Below are 13667 nucleotides of genomic sequence, written 5' to 3' on the forward strand. Positions count from 1 at the left end.
CCTCGGGGGCCTCCGCCCCGTACCTCGGGGCCGCGGGGGCGGGCTGGTAGGGGGGCCGGGTGACCGCCAGGCCCGCCGCCGCCCGGGCGGGGGGGGGGGGGGGGCCGCCCCCGCCCTTCCGCTGCTTCTTCGCCATCCGGCCGTGCCGTCCGCTCCTCGGGCCGCACCGGGGCACGGGCGCGCCGTCCGGCACGACGCCCGCGGCCGGTGCGGCGTCGTCAGTTCAGGTTCGTCGGGGTCGTCGTCAGGTCCGTCGCGGGCAGCGAGGGCAGCTTGCGGATCACCGCGGTCTCCGCGCGCAGCAGCTTCAGCTCCTGCCGCAGCCGCGACGCCGTGTCCGCCGCCTCCAGCAACTGCTGCTTCGCCGGTACGTCCAGCATCGCGGCCGCCGCGACCAGGTACGACACCACGGGGGGCTCGCCCGGCAGCTCCTCGTCGTCCGGCAGGGTGCGCTCACTCGCGCCCGCGAGCCGCTGCTGGTACGTGCGGAAGGCCCGCAGCACGCCCTCCGCGAGCGCGTCCGCGCCCTCGCCGGACTCCTCGGGCACCTCTTCCACCTGTGCCGTCAGATAGGGCCCCGAAGCGTCGACGGACAGGAGCCTGACGCGGGTCGTGCCGGTCGCCACGACCTCGAAGCTGCCGTCGGGCCGCTCCCGGATCGTGGCGGCGTCGGCGACGCAGCCCATGCCGTGGAAGGAGTCGAGGGGCGTGTCCCCGAAGCCGGCCGTCGGGCCGCGCTCCGGCACGGACGTCGGGTCGGGCATGCCGGGCGAGGTCACCGCGACCTCGTGCCCGTCGCGGATCGCGACGACGACGAATCGCCGCGTCTCGGGGTCGTCGGCCTTGAGCAGCTCCCGCATCATCGCGCGGTAGCGCTCCTCGAACACGTTCAGCGGCAGCACGAGGCCGGGGAACAGGACCGCGTTGAGCGGGAACAGGGGGAGGCTTGCCGTGGTCACGACCGGCAAGCCTAGTGGGCGAAGGGCCCCGGTCGGCCAGGTCTGTGGCACAAAGGCGTCGCGGAAGCCACCTGGAGCCGTACTCCGTCGCGTGTTTCCAGGAATTCGCGCAGCGGATCGTCGCTGAACCGTGTCCACGGAAACGACGTCGCGTACGGCCCGATCATGCGGAACTGCTCCAGCGCGTCCGCCCACCTGCCCCGCCGCACCAGCACGTACGCCAGCAGGTTGCGGGCCTCGGCGGGCCACGGGTCGCCCGGCCGGTAGCGCTCCGACAGGCCGATCGCCAGATCCGCCGCCCGGTCCATCCGGTCGGCCTGCACCGGCGACGGCGCGCAGTCCAGCAGCTGCTGGAACGCGGCGCGCGCGGGCAACGTCCTGATCAGTGACGCAGGCAGCGCGTCGTGCGCCGCCTCCTCCGCGAAGTCGAGGCACTCGCGGTGCGATCCGTACCACTGCGCCGACAGGTACAGCAGGGCCGACGCGTGGCAGCCGTAGTGGTGCGCGCTGCGCCGTACCGCCTGCGACCACAGCGCCTCGAAGTGGCTGTGCGAGGCGTGCGTGCCGCGCGCGTGGTCCAGGGCGATGCGCCACGGCACGGGGTCGCGCGGGTCGCCGTCGGCCGCCGCGTCGATCAGCGGACCCGCGTCCCGCAGCCGCTCGGCGCGCGCGGGCGACTCCCAGGCCCTGCGCACGGCGAGTTCGGCCTTCACCACCAGCGCGTCGGGGTCGCTGGGGGCGGCGCGCAGCCAGCGGGTCAGCCAGCCGTCACGTCGGTGCGCGAACGCCGCGAGTTTCATCACATAGCGGTCACGGCTCTCCCACTCGCCCCCCTCACGGGTGGTCGCGAGCAGTTTGGCGGCGTCCTCGTACTCGCCGAGAGCGGCCGAGAGCAGCGCGGGCGCGAGTTGACCGTCCGGAGCGTCGAGGAGGACCGCGTCGTCCGGCGGCAGCCCGGCCGCGAGCCCCGGAGTGTGCCTGACCATACGCGCGGTACTGATCAGAGCGCGAAGCAAAGACATGGTGTGGACCATTCAAAACCGCAGGTCGCGGAGGCGCCAGGGGGCAGCTGTGAAGCTTTCGTACGGGGCGGGAGGGTTGTGCTTTCCGGCGTCAAGAGGCGGTAAAGAAAGCGTGACTGGACGTGACCGTCAGTGATCAATCGGGCGGAGGGGTCCCCGGATGAGCGCGTTCCGCGCCGTCCTGCGGCCTCGGCGGGCCGGGGACCGTGCGCCACTGCCGCCCCTTCACCGTGCGCACGTCCCATATCACCCACTGATACGGGCGTCGGGCCCGCCGTGCCGGTCTGCGAGAATTGGACCCGTGATCTCACGAATCGACCTGCGCGGCGACACCCTCCCCGAAGGTGCCGCTCTGCGTTCCCTGCTGCCCCGTGCCGAGTTCGACGTGGAAGCCGCCCTGGAGAAGGTGCGGCCCATCTGCGAGGACGTACGCCATCGCGGTGCCGAGGCGGTCCTTTCGTGGGGCGAGAAGTTCGGCGACGGGCGGCCGGCGAGCCTGCGCGTGGAGCCCGAGGCGCTGCACCGGGCGCTCGGCGCACTCGACCCCGCCGTACGGGCCGCGCTCGAGGAGTCCATCCGCAGGGCCAGGACCGTCCACCGCGACCAGCGGCGCACCGACACCACCACCCAGGTCGTGCCGGGCGGCACCGTCACCGAGCGGTGGGTGCCCGTCTCGCGCGTCGGCCTCTACGTGCCGGGCGGCCTCTCGGTCTACCCGTCGTCCGTCGTGATGAACGTCGTGCCCGCCCAGGAGGCCGGGGTCGAGGGCATCGCCGTCGCCTCGCCCGCCCAGGCCGAGTTCGGCGGCCTGCCGCACCCGACCATCCTCGCCGCCTGCGCCCTGCTCGGCGTGGACGAGGTCTACGCGGCCGGCGGCGCCCAGGCGATCGCGATGTTCGCGTACGGCATCCCGGGCCCCGGCGGCTGCCGCCCCGTCGACCTGGTCACGGGCCCCGGCAACATCTACGTCGCCGCCGCCAAGCGCCTCCTGAAGGGCGTCGTCGGCATCGACGCGGAGGCGGGCCCCACCGAGATCGCCGTCCTCGCCGACGCCACCGCGGACCCGGTGCACGTCGCCGCCGACCTGATCAGCCAGGCCGAGCACGACCCGATGGCGGCGGCCGTCCTCGTCACCGACTCCGTGGACCTCGCGGACGCCGTCGAGGCCGAGCTCGCCCCGCAGGTCGAGGCGAGCAAGCACGCCGAGGCGCGGATCAGGCCCGCCCTCGCGGGGCGCCAGTCCGCGATCGTCCTCGTCGGCTCGCTCGACGACGGGCTGCGCGTGGCCGACGCCTACGCCGCCGAGCACCTGGAGATCCAGACCGCCGACGCGGCGGCCGTCGCCGCCCGGGTCCGCAACGCCGGCGCGATCTTCGTCGGCCCCTACGCCCCGGTCTCCCTCGGCGACTACGCGGCAGGCTCCAACCACGTCCTGCCGACCGGCGGCTGCGCCTGCCACTCCTCGGGCCTGTCCGTGCAGTCGTTCCTGCGCGGCATCCACGTCGTGGACTACACGCGCGACGCGCTCGCCGACGTCACCCACCACGTCGTGACGCTCGCGGAGGCGGAGGACCTGCCCGCGCACGGCGCGGCGCTGAAGGCCAGGTTCGGGTGGAAGGTGCCCCAGAAGTGACCCGTACGACCCCCGGCGAGGCCCCCCGCGAGACCACTCCCGGCGGCGCCCGTGCCGTCGGCCTGGACGACCTGCCCCTGCGCGACGAGCTGCGCGGCCAGTCGCCCTACGGCGCGCCGCACCCCGACGTGCCCGTGCAGCTCAACGTCAACGAGAACCCGTACCCGCTGCCCGACGCGCTCGTCGAGCGCATCGCCGAGCGGGTCCGCGAGGCCGCCCGCGGCCTCAACCGCTACCCGGACCGGGACGCCGTAGAGCTGCGCACCGAGCTCGCCGCGTACCTCACGCGCACCGGCGGCCTCCCCCTGACCGCCGCGCACCTCTGGGCCGCCAACGGCTCCAACGAGATCCTCCAGCAGCTCCTCCAGGCCTTCGGCGGACCCGGCCGCACCGCGATCGGCTTCGAGCCGTCGTATTCGATGCACAGCCTCATCGCGCGCGGCACCAGCACCGGCTGGATCTCCGGGCCGCGCCACGAGGACTTCACCATCGACGTGGACGCGGCCGCCGCCGCCATCACCGAGCACCGCCCGCACGTCGTGTTCGTCACCACGCCCAACAACCCGACCGGCACCGCCGTGGCCGCCGACACCGTCCTCGCGCTGTACGAGGCGGCGCAGCGCGCCCGCCCCTCGCTGTTCGTCGTGGACGAGGCGTACGCGGAGTTCAGCCACCACCCCTCGCTGCTCCCGCTGCTTCAAGGACGGCCGAACCTCGTCGTGTCGCGGACCATGTCGAAGGCGTTCGGCGCGGCCGGCCTGCGGCTCGGCTACCTCGCCGCCGATCCCGCGGTGGTCGACGCGGTGCAGCTCGTACGGCTTCCGTACCACCTGTCCGCCGTCACCCAGGCCACCGCGCTCGCCGCCCTGGAGCACACCGATACTCTGCTCGGGTACGTCGAGCAGCTGAAGACCGAGCGGGATCGCCTGGTCGAGGAATTGAGGGCACTCGGTTTCGAGGTCACGGACTCCGACGCGAATTTCGTGCAGTTCGGCCTCTTCGAGGACGCGCAGGCCGCCTGGCAGCACATCCTCGACCGCGGAGTGATCGTCCGGAACAACGGCGTGCCGGGCAGGCTCCGGGTGACCGCGGGTACCCCCGCCGAGAACGACGCGTTCCTCGACGCGGTACGCGATCTCAAGAAGGAGCAGAGCGCATGAGTCGCATCGGCCGAGTCGAACGCAGTACGAAAGAGACGTCCGTCGTCGTGGAGATCGACCTCGACGGCACGGGACAGGTCGAGGTCGCGACCGGCGTGGGCTTCTTCGACCACATGCTCGACCAGCTCGGCAGGCACGGCCTGTTCGACCTCACGGTCAAGACCGAGGGCGACCTGCACATCGACTCGCACCACACCATCGAGGACACCGCGCTCGCGCTCGGCGCCGCGTTCCGGCAGGCCCTCGGCGACAAGGTCGGCATCTACCGCTTCGGCAACTGCACGGTGCCGCTGGACGAGTCGCTCGCGCAGGTCACGGTGGACCTGTCGGGCCGCCCGTACCTCGTGCACACCGAGCCCGAGACCATGGCGCCGATGATCGGCTCGTACGACACGACGATGACCCGCCACGTGCTGGAGTCCTTCGTCGCCCAGGCGCGCGTCGCGCTGCACGTCCACGTACCGTACGGGCGCAACGCGCACCACATCGTGGAGTGCCAGTTCAAGGCGCTGGCAAGGGCGCTGCGGTACGCCTCGGAGCGCGACCCGCGCGCCGTGGGCATCCTGCCCTCCACGAAGGGCGCCCTCTGAGATGACCGGGCTCAACACCATCCTCATCCTGGTGGGGCTGTTCCTCGCCGGCGGCGTGTACTCCTTCGCCAAGCAGAAGCTGCCGCTCGGCGTCATCGTCCTGGTCGGCATATCCTCCGCGTTCTGCCTGGCCGCGGGGATACTGCGCATCCAGGGACTATGGACCTAGCAGGTGTGACAGACATGGCAGACACGACGGCCGTGACAACCGTGACGACCGCGGCCCACACGACCGCCGTGGCCCGCGGGGCCCGCGGGGCCGCTGTGACCGCCCGCCCGAGGGAACGGACGACATGAGCAAGAACGTCGTGATCTTCGACTACGGCTTCGGCAACGTGCGCTCCGCCGAGCGCGCCGTCGCGCGGGTCGGCGCGGACGTCGAGATCACCCGCGACTACGACCGCGCGATGAACGCCGACGGGCTCCTGGTGCCCGGCGTCGGCGCGTTCTCCGCCTGCATGGCGGGGCTCACCGCCGCACGCGGCGACTGGATCGTGGACCGCAGGCTCTCCGGCGGCCGGCCCGTACTCGGCATCTGCGTCGGCATGCAGATCCTCTTCGAGCGCGGCATCGAGCACGGTGTGGAGGCCGCGGGCCTCGACGAGTGGCCCGGCTCCGTCGAACCGCTCAAGGCCGACGTCGTCCCGCACATGGGCTGGAACACCGTCGAGGCGCCCGGCGACAGCGAGCTGTTCGCGGGGCTCGACGACGACGCCCGCTTCTACTTCGTCCACTCGTACGCCGTGCACCACTGGGGACTTGAGGTCACCAACCCCCGGATCAGGCCGCCCAGGGTCACCTGGGCCGCCCACGGCGAGCGGTTCGTCGCCGCCGTGGAGAACGGCGCCCTGTGGGCCACCCAGTTCCACCCCGAGAAGTCCGGCGACGCCGGAGCGCAGCTGCTCACCAACTGGATCGGAACCCTTTGATGCAGTCCACTTCCACGCTCGAACTCCTCCCCGCCGTCGACGTGCGCGACGGCCGGGCCGTGCGCCTCGTGCACGGCGAGTCGGGCACCGAGACCTCCTACGGCTCCCCCCTCCAGGCGGCGCTCGCCTGGCAGTCCGCGGGCGCCGAGTGGCTGCACCTGGTCGACCTCGACGCCGCCTTCGGTACGGGGGACAACCGCGCGCTGCTCGCCGAGGTCACCGGGACGATGGACATCAAGGTCGAGCTGTCCGGCGGCATCCGCGACGACGACACGCTCGCCGCCGCCCTCGCCACGGGCTGCACGCGCGTCAACCTCGGCACCGCGGCGCTGGAGAACCCCGAGTGGGTCGCCCGTGTCATCGCGCGCCACGGCGAGAAGATCGCCGTGGGCCTCGACGTACGCGGCACCACGCTGCGCGGACGCGGCTGGACCCGCGACGGCGGCGACCTCTACGAGGCACTGGAGCGCCTCGACTCGGAGGGCTGCGCGCGCTACGTCGTCACCGACATCGCGAAGGACGGCACGCTGGCGGGCCCCAACCTGGACCTGCTGAAGAACGTGTGCGCGGCGACGGACCGGCCCGTGGTCGCCTCCGGCGGCGTCTCCTCGCTGGACGACCTGCGGGCGATCGGTTCCCTCGTCCCCGAAGGCGTCGAGGGCGCCATCATCGGGAAGGCGCTGTACGCGAAGGCATTCACCCTCCAGGAGGCGCTCGCGGTGGTGACCCCATGACCGAGATCAAGGACACGGCAGGCGGCATCAGGAGGCTGTCGACGGACGGCCCCTGGGAGGAGCCCTACGGCTACTCCCGCGCCGTCCGGCTGCCCAACGGGCTCGTACTCGTCTCCGGGTGCACGTCCGTGGTGGGCGGCAGGATCGCCGACGGGAGCCCGTACGAGCAGACGAAGACGGCCTTCTCCGTCGCGATCAGCGCCCTGCGGGAGCTGGACCTCGACACGGCGGACGTCGTGCGCACCCGCATGTACATCACGCACTCCCGGGACGCGGACGACGTGGGCCGCGCCCACCACGAGCTGTTCCACGCGGTACGGCCCGCCGCGTCGATGATCGTGGTGGCCGGGTTCGTGGACCCGAGCCTGGTCGTCGAGGTCGAGGTCGAGGCCTTCCGGGCCCCCGGCGCCGGCGCGCCGGACGCGGGAGCGGCACGGTGACGGTCGCGGTCCGTGTCATCCCCTGCCTGGACGTGGACGGCGGCCGGGTCGTCAAGGGCGTCAACTTCCAGAACCTGCGCGACGCGGGCGACCCCGTCGAGATGGCCACGCTCTACGACGCCGAGGGCGCCGACGAGCTGACGTTCCTCGACATCACCGCGTCGTCGGGCGACCGCGAGACCACGTACGACGTCGTACGGCGCACGGCGGAACAGGTCTTCATCCCGCTGACCGTCGGCGGCGGCGTCCGCACCGCGGACGACGTGGACCGGCTGCTGCGCGCGGGCGCCGACAAGGTCGGCGTGAACACGGCGGCCATCGCCCGCCCGGAACTGATCCGGGAGATCGCCGAGCGGTTCGGGCGCCAGGTCCTGGTCCTGTCCGTCGACGCGCGCCGGACGCCGACCGGTTCGTTCGAGGTCACCACGCACGGCGGCCGCCGCGGCACGGGCATCGACGCCGTCGAGTGGGCCGAGCGCGCCGCGGACCTCGGAGCGGGGGAGATCCTCCTCAACTCCATGGACGCGGACGGCACGAAGGACGGCTACGACACGGAGATGATCCAGGCGGTCCGCGCCCGCGTCCGCGTCCCGGTCGTCGCCTCGGGCGGCGCGGGCCGCGTCGAGGACTTCGCCCCCGCCGTGGCCTCGGGCGCGGACGCCGTCCTCGCGGCCTCCGTCTTCCACTTCGGCGACCTGCGCATCGGCGAGGTCAAAACAGCCCTCCGCGAGGCGGGCCACGCGGTGCGCTGAGCAGACGCGCCGCCTCGCGAATCCGCCCGCATCGGCCCACCTGCCGTGCGGGCGTTTTCACGACCTCATGGGAAAAGAAAATTGCGCAAATAATATTGTGCAACTTTATTTTCCTGTCTAGCCTCGCGGCATGACGCAGAACGACACGACGCGGAACGAGACGCGCAGGATCACCGACCTCGGCACCCTCAAGGCGTTCGGCCACCCCTTGCGCATGAGGCTCTACCGCGCCCTGTCCCTCGCCCGCACCGCCACCGCCTCCCAGCTCGCCGACCACGTCGACGAGGCGGTCTCGCTGGTCAGCTACCACCTGCGCAAGCTCGCGGAGCACGGTCTGATCGAGGAGGCGGAGCGGCACGGCGGCGACGGCAGGGAGCGCTGGTGGCAGCCCGTCGCGGGCGGACTCACCTTCCGACAGGAGGACTTCCAGGACGCGCCGGAGAAGGGGGGGGGCCGCCCCGCGCGGGGGGGGGGGGGGGGGGGGGGTGGGGGGGGGGGGGGGGGCCCGCCCCCCCCCCCACCCCCCCCCCCCCCCGGCCGCGCGGCCGGGGGGGGGGGGCCCCCGCCGCCTTCAGCACGGAGTCCCTCGCCCCGCTCACCGCGGACGAACTGGCCCGGCTCTCCGAGGAGATGCACGCCCTGGTGCGCCGTCACCGGGCCGACGCCATCGCCGCCCAGGAGGCGGGAGACACGGAGGGCCGCGAGGACGTCGCCCTCCACCTGTACGCCTTCCCCTTCCGTACGCGATGAGCAGACCCCGGCGGGACGTGCGGACCGCCCTCCCCGGTGCCCGGCCGGCCGCGGGGGCCGCCCCCGGCCGCCCGGCGCACCGCGATCCGAACGTCCTGCGCTGGCTGGGCGCCTATACGGCCTCCACCGTCGGCGACAGCGTGTACTTCCTGGCCCTCTCCTGGGCCGCGACGCGGGGCGGCAGCACCACGCAGGCAGGCATCGTGCTCGCGGCCGGCGCCCTGCCGCGCGCGGCCCTGATGCTCGGCGGGGGAGTGCTCGCCGACCGGCTGGGGCCCCGCCGCCTCGTCCTCGGCAGTGACGCGGCACGCTGCCTCGTCATCCTCGCCGCTGCCGCCTTCCTGCTGCTGGCCGCGCCCGCCCTCTGGCTGCTGCTGACCCTGGCGCTCGTCTTCGGCGCCGTGGACGCCCTGTTCCTGCCCGCGGTCGGCGCGCTGCCCCCGAGGATCACCGGGCGGGACCAGCTCGCCCGCGTACAGGGCATGCGCGGCCTGTCCGTACGGTTCGCCAACGTGGCCGGAGCGCCGCTCGGCGGGCTGCTCGTCGCGCTCGGCGGCTCGGGCACGGCATTCGCCGCCGCGGGCGTCCTGTTCGGCGCCTCGTACGTCACCCTGCTCGCCGTCCGCATCGCGCCCGCCCCGTCCGGCGGGCCGGCCGGCGCCCGCCCGTCCCAGGGACCCGGCAGCCCGCTGCGTGACCTCGCGGACGGGCTGCGCCACATCCGCGGCCACCGGGTCCTCGCCCCGCTGGTCCTGGTCGTCGCGCTCAGCGAACTGGGCTTCTCCGGGCCTCTGAACCTGGGCCTGACCCTGCTCGTGCGGGAGCGCGGCTGGGGGGCCGAGGCGATGGGCTGGCTCGTGTCCGCCTTCGGGCTCGGCGCGGGAGCCGTGTCCCTGCTTCTCGTGTGGCGTGGCCGGATACCCCGCGCCGGGCTCGTCATGGGCCTCGGGATCGTGGCCGGGGCGACCGCCGTGGCGGTGCTCGGCGCCGCGCCCACTGTGCCGACCGCGGTCCTCGCCGCGCTTGCCGTCGGGCTGCTCGCCGGGCTCGGCGGCGCCCTGTGCGGAGCGCTCGCCCAGACCTACGCGGACCCCGGCGACCTCGGGCGCGTGACCTCGGTGACGACCTTCTTCACCCTGGGCGTCGCGCCCCTGAACTACCCCGTGACCGGTGCCGTCGTCGCCGCCTGGGGCACGGCCCCGGTCTACCTCGCGGGTGCGGCGCTGTGCGCGGCGGGCGGGCTGATCGCGCTCGGCGTGCCCGCGCTGCGGCGCGCCACGCTGGGCGGCGGCTGAACCGTCCACCGCCCCATCGCCGCGGGCCGGGGGCGCGGGCGGCTCGTACCCGCGCCCCTCGGCCGGCTCAGATGCCGAGCTTCGCGTCCAGCAGCTTCGCCACCGCGTCCTTGTCGCCGTCCAGCGACACGTCCGCCTGGGCCTGCCGGCCCGAGAGGAACAGTGTCAGCTCGCCGGGCTCGCCCGTCACCGTGACCACGGGGGTGCCCTTGTGCGCCACCGCCGTGCGGCCGTCGGGCCGGCGCAGGACCAGGCCCACCGGGGACTTCCGGCCCATCAGCCGGGCGCCCTTCTCCAGCCGCGACCAGAGGGAGTCCGCGAAGACCGGGTCCACCTCGCGCGGCGTCCAGTCGGGCTGGGCGCGGCGGACGTCCTCCGCGTGGATGTAGAACTCCGTGGTGTTCGCCGCCTCGTCGACCTGCTTCAGGCCGAACGGCGACATCTTCCCGGGGCCCGTACGGACCATCTGGATCAGTTCCTCGTACGGCTTGCCGAGGTACTCGGACTGCACCCGGTCGAGGCGCGCGCGCAGCGCCGGGACGAACATGCCGCCCGCCGCGTCGGGGCGCCGGTCCCTCACCACCACGTGGGCGGCGAGGTCGCGGGCGAGCCACCCCTCGCACAGCGTGGGGGCGTCGGGGCCCGCGGCCTCCAACAGATCGGCGAGCAGAAGTCGTTCACGCTTGGCATGGGTCGACATGCCCGCTAGCGTACGGCCGCCCCCTCCCGTCCGCCCAGTGGGCTGCCCGTCGCCCACCCGCCCGAACGCGGCATCATGGGCCCATGACCACCTCGCTCGACCCCGCCGTCGCCTCCCGCCTCAAGCGCGACGCCGCCGGCCTCTTCCCCGCCATCGCCCAGCAGTACGACACGGGCGAGGTCCTCATGCTCGGCTGGATGGACGACGAGGCGCTGCACCGCACCCTGACCACCGGGCGCTGCACCTACTGGTCCCGCAGCCGCGGCGAGTACTGGGTCAAGGGCGACACCTCGGGCCACGCCCAGCACGTGAGGTCCGTCGCCCTCGACTGCGACGGCGACACCGTCCTCGTCAAGGTCGATCAGGTGGGGGCCGCCTGCCACACCGGGGACCGGACCTGTTTCGACGCGGGGACACTGCCCCTCACGGCCGAGTAGGGTCTCCGGCCATGGATCTTGAGACGTTCCGCAAGCTGGCGGTGGACCGCCGCGTCATCCCCGTGAGCCGGCGGCTGCTCGCGGACGGCGACACCCCGGTCGGCCTGTACCGCAAGCTCGCGGCCGAGCGCCCCGGCACCTACCTGCTGGAATCCGCGGAGCAGGGCTCCTGGTCCCGCTACTCCTTCATCGGCGTACGGTCCGCCGCCGCGCTGACCGAGCGCGGCGGCGCCGCGCACTGGCTCGGCACCCCGCCCGTCGGCGTCCCCACGGACGGCGACCCGCTCGCCGCCCTGCGCGCCACCCTGGAGGCGCTCCACACGCCCCGCGACCTGACCGCGGGTCTCGGGCTGCCGCCCTTCACCGGCGGACTGGTCGGCCACCTCGGGTTCGACATCGTGCGCCGCCTGGAGAAGAAGATCGGCGACCACGCCCGCGACGACCTGCGGCTGCCCGAGCTGACGATGCTCCTCACCTCGGACCTCGCCGTGCTCGACCACCAGACGGGCACCGTCCTGCTGATCGCCAACGCGATCAACCACAACGACCTCGCGACCGGCGTCGACGAGGCGTACGAGGACGCCGTCGCCCGTCTCGACGCCATGGCCGCCGACCTCGCCAGGCCGCTCGACTCGGTGCCCACCGAACTGCCGCCCTCCGAACTGCCCGAGTACACCGCCCTGTGGGGCGGCGACCGGTTCCGCGAGGCCGTCGAGGACATCAAGGAGCGCATCAGGGCGGGGGAGGCGTTCCAGGTCGTGCCGTCGCAGCGGTTCGAGACCCCCTGCACCGCGAGCGCCCTCGACGTCTACCGCGTGCTGCGGACCACCAACCCGAGCCCGTACATGTACCTGTTCCGCTTCCCCGGCGACGACGGCGAGGTGGCCTTCGACGTCGTCGGGTCGAGCCCCGAGGCCCTGGTCAAGGTCGAGGACGGCCGCGCCCTGGTGCACCCCATCGCCGGGACCCGGCCGCGTGGCGCCACCCCGCGCGAGGACCAGGACCTCGGCGACGAACTCCTCGCCGACCCCAAGGAGCGCGCCGAACACCTGATGCTGGTCGACCTCGGCCGCAACGACCTCGGCCGGGTCTGCGAGCCCGGCAGCGTCGAGGTCGTCGACTTCATGGCCGTCGAGCGGTACTCGCACGTGATGCACATCGTCTCCACGGTCACCGGCCGCGTCGCGCAGGGACGTACCGCCTTCGACGTCCTCACCGCCTGCTTCCCCGCGGGCACCCTCTCCGGCGCCCCGAAGCCCCGGGCCCTCCAGATCATCGACGAACTGGAGCCGACGCGGCGTGGCGTGTACGGCGGCTGTGTGGGCTACCTGGACTTCGCGGGCGACTCCGACACCGCCATCGCGATCCGTACCGCCGTGCTGCGCGACGGCACCGCGTACGTGCAGGCCGGCGCGGGCATCGTCGCGGACTCCGACCCGGTCGCCGAGGACACCGAGTGCCGCAACAAGGCCGCGGCCGTGCTGCGCGCCGTGCACACCGCGAACCGGCTGGCGCACATGAAGGAGCGACAGCCGACCACCGACTGAACCGGGCCGGAGGCCGTAGGGGATAGTGGAGGGCGTGACAGCGCTACCCGCCCCCCGTGGGGCCACCGACCAACGACGCGCGGCAGGCGCCCCGAGCGGGCGCCGCAGCCTCGCAGCCGCCCTGCTCCTCGGTGCCGCCGGCGCCGCGGTGGCGCTCGTCGCCTCGGGCCAGACCTGGGCCAGGGGCGCCGCCACCGTCGGCGGCGGCGCCGTCACCATCGCGGCCGACGGCCGCGACGTGACCGGTGTGCCCGCCGCGCTCGCCGTGGTCGGCCTCGCCGCGCTGGTCGCCGTCTTCGCGGTGCGCCGCGCCGGACGCTTCGTCGTCGCGCTGCTGCTCGCGCTGAGCGGCGCGGGCGCCGCGGTCTCCGCCGTCCTCGGCGACACCGGCTCGGACGCCCTCGACGAGAAGGCCGCGCAGACCACGGGCGACGCCTCGGCGACCGTGCACGCGCTCAGCCACACCGTATGGCCGTACGTGACGGCGGTGGCCGGGGTGCTCATCCTGCTGGCCGGACTGCTCGCGCTCGGATACGGCAGGCGGTGGCCCGCCATGTCCGGCCGGTACGAGCGGGGCACAGGCGCCGCGGGCGTCAAGGCGGCGGCGCGCCGTCAGCCGGTCGTGGACCCGGACCGCCCCGAGGACCTCTGGAAGGCCCTCGACCGGGGCGAGGACCCCACCGGCGGGCCCTGAGCGCCCGCCCCCGGCGCCCCGTGAC

15 protein-coding genes and 1 pseudogene are annotated in these 13667 nt (G+C 73.8%); 13 read left to right on the forward strand and 3 right to left on the reverse strand.

Annotated elements, in window-relative coordinates; translation table 11 throughout:
- Positions 1-218: 218 nt before the first annotated feature.
- On the reverse strand, positions 219-959 hold the full coding sequence (locus LCE31_RS26020; protein ID WP_225018229.1) for an LON peptidase substrate-binding domain-containing protein: 741 nt from the start codon (positions 957-959) through the stop codon (positions 219-221).
- Between the two features lie 11 nt (positions 960-970).
- Complete coding sequence (locus LCE31_RS26025) at positions 971-1993, reverse strand: hypothetical protein (protein WP_225018231.1); 1023 nt, start codon at positions 1991-1993, stop codon at positions 971-973.
- Between the two features lie 289 nt (positions 1994-2282).
- On the opposite strand from LCE31_RS26025, the gene hisD reads away from it, so the two are divergent.
- The 10 genes and pseudogenes from hisD to LCE31_RS26075 all read left to right on the forward strand — a co-directional run bounded on the left by hisD (position 2283) and on the right by LCE31_RS26075 (position 10264).
- Positions 2283-3614: a histidinol dehydrogenase gene (gene hisD, locus LCE31_RS26030; protein WP_225018234.1), complete on the forward strand. Its 1332-nt coding sequence runs from the start codon at positions 2283-2285 to the stop codon at positions 3612-3614.
- A 62-nt stretch (positions 3615-3676) separates the two neighbouring features.
- On the forward strand, positions 3677-4774 hold the full coding sequence (locus LCE31_RS26035; protein WP_225018256.1) for a histidinol-phosphate transaminase: 1098 nt from the start codon (positions 3677-3679) through the stop codon (positions 4772-4774).
- Complete coding sequence (gene hisB / locus LCE31_RS26040; RefSeq protein ID WP_225018236.1) at positions 4771-5364, forward strand: imidazoleglycerol-phosphate dehydratase HisB; 594 nt, start codon at positions 4771-4773, stop codon at positions 5362-5364. The genes LCE31_RS26035 and hisB overlap by 4 nt, the downstream gene beginning before the upstream one ends.
- 1 nt (position 5365) lies before the next feature.
- Positions 5366-5533 carry a hypothetical protein gene (locus tag LCE31_RS26045; protein ID WP_225018238.1) on the forward strand — a complete coding sequence of 56 codons (168 nt, stop codon included), beginning with the start codon at positions 5366-5368 and terminating at the stop codon, positions 5531-5533.
- Between the two features lie 124 nt (positions 5534-5657).
- Positions 5658-6293 (forward strand): imidazole glycerol phosphate synthase subunit HisH, encoded by a 636-nt coding sequence (gene hisH, locus LCE31_RS26050; protein ID WP_225018239.1) that lies wholly within the window; start codon positions 5658-5660, stop codon positions 6291-6293.
- Positions 6293-7027, forward strand: coding sequence for a bifunctional 1-(5-phosphoribosyl)-5-((5-phosphoribosylamino)methylideneamino)imidazole-4-carboxamide isomerase/phosphoribosylanthranilate isomerase PriA (gene priA, locus LCE31_RS26055; RefSeq protein ID WP_225018241.1), 735 nt, complete (start codon positions 6293-6295; stop codon positions 7025-7027). The genes hisH and priA overlap by 1 nt, the downstream gene beginning before the upstream one ends.
- Positions 7024-7467 carry a RidA family protein gene (locus LCE31_RS26060; RefSeq protein WP_225018243.1) on the forward strand — a complete coding sequence of 148 codons (444 nt, stop codon included), beginning with the start codon at positions 7024-7026 and terminating at the stop codon, positions 7465-7467. Before priA ends, LCE31_RS26060 begins: the two co-directional genes overlap by 4 nt.
- A complete protein-coding gene (gene hisF, locus LCE31_RS26065) occupies positions 7464-8219 on the forward strand; it encodes an imidazole glycerol phosphate synthase subunit HisF (protein WP_225018245.1) in 756 nt (251 codons plus the stop codon). The genes LCE31_RS26060 and hisF overlap by 4 nt, the downstream gene beginning before the upstream one ends.
- Before the next feature lie 130 nt (positions 8220-8349).
- A pseudogene (locus tag LCE31_RS26070) lies at positions 8350-8969 on the forward strand (ArsR/SmtB family transcription factor).
- Positions 8966-10264, forward strand: coding sequence for an MFS transporter (locus LCE31_RS26075; RefSeq protein ID WP_225018247.1), 1299 nt, complete (start codon positions 8966-8968; stop codon positions 10262-10264). Before LCE31_RS26070 ends, LCE31_RS26075 begins: the two are co-directional and overlap by 4 nt.
- Before the next feature lie 67 nt (positions 10265-10331).
- Here the strand turns inward: LCE31_RS26075 and LCE31_RS26080 are convergent, their stop codons facing one another.
- Entirely contained in the window at positions 10332-10964 is a 633-nt protein-coding gene (locus LCE31_RS26080) for a TIGR03085 family metal-binding protein (protein ID WP_225018249.1), read from the reverse strand.
- An 83-nt stretch (positions 10965-11047) separates the two neighbouring features.
- Here LCE31_RS26080 and hisI point away from each other — a divergent pair, with 83 nt between their 5' ends.
- The 3 genes from hisI to LCE31_RS26095 are packed head-to-tail and all read left to right on the forward strand — an operon-like array spanning position 11048 to position 13642.
- The gene (gene hisI, locus LCE31_RS26085) at positions 11048-11401 is read left to right on the forward strand and encodes a phosphoribosyl-AMP cyclohydrolase (RefSeq protein WP_225018251.1); all 354 of its coding nucleotides are present in this window, start codon (positions 11048-11050) and stop codon (positions 11399-11401) included.
- A gap of 11 nt (positions 11402-11412) precedes the next feature.
- Entirely contained in the window at positions 11413-12948 is a 1536-nt protein-coding gene (locus LCE31_RS26090; protein WP_225018253.1) for an anthranilate synthase component I, read from the forward strand.
- A gap of 25 nt (positions 12949-12973) precedes the next feature.
- Positions 12974-13642, forward strand: a complete 669-nt coding sequence (locus LCE31_RS26095) for a TIGR02234 family membrane protein (protein ID WP_374118559.1) — start codon at positions 12974-12976, stop codon at positions 13640-13642.
- Positions 13643-13667 lie beyond the last annotated feature (25 nt).

This window comes from Streptomyces sp. 8L, assembly GCF_020176795.1.
In the GTDB taxonomy this organism is placed as follows: domain Bacteria; phylum Actinomycetota; class Actinomycetes; order Streptomycetales; family Streptomycetaceae; genus Streptomyces.

Coding starts and splice junctions, on each gene's coding strand:
- LCE31_RS26025 (WP_225018231.1), bottom strand. CDS start 1,993: ATGGTCCACACCATGTCTTTGCTTCGCGCTCTGATCAGTACCGCGCGT.
- hisB (WP_225018236.1), top strand. CDS start 4,771: ATGAGTCGCATCGGCCGAGTCGAACGCAGTACGAAAGAGACGTCCGTC.
- LCE31_RS26045 (WP_225018238.1), top strand. CDS start 5,366: ATGACCGGGCTCAACACCATCCTCATCCTGGTGGGGCTGTTCCTCGCC.
- hisH (WP_225018239.1), top strand. CDS start 5,658: ATGAGCAAGAACGTCGTGATCTTCGACTACGGCTTCGGCAACGTGCGC.
- priA (WP_225018241.1), top strand. CDS start 6,293: ATGCAGTCCACTTCCACGCTCGAACTCCTCCCCGCCGTCGACGTGCGC.
- LCE31_RS26060 (WP_225018243.1), top strand. CDS start 7,024: ATGACCGAGATCAAGGACACGGCAGGCGGCATCAGGAGGCTGTCGACG.
- LCE31_RS26075 (WP_225018247.1), top strand. CDS start 8,966: ATGAGCAGACCCCGGCGGGACGTGCGGACCGCCCTCCCCGGTGCCCGG.
- LCE31_RS26080 (WP_225018249.1), bottom strand. CDS start 10,964: ATGTCGACCCATGCCAAGCGTGAACGACTTCTGCTCGCCGATCTGTTG.
- hisI (WP_225018251.1), top strand. CDS start 11,048: ATGACCACCTCGCTCGACCCCGCCGTCGCCTCCCGCCTCAAGCGCGAC.
- LCE31_RS26090 (WP_225018253.1), top strand. CDS start 11,413: ATGGATCTTGAGACGTTCCGCAAGCTGGCGGTGGACCGCCGCGTCATC.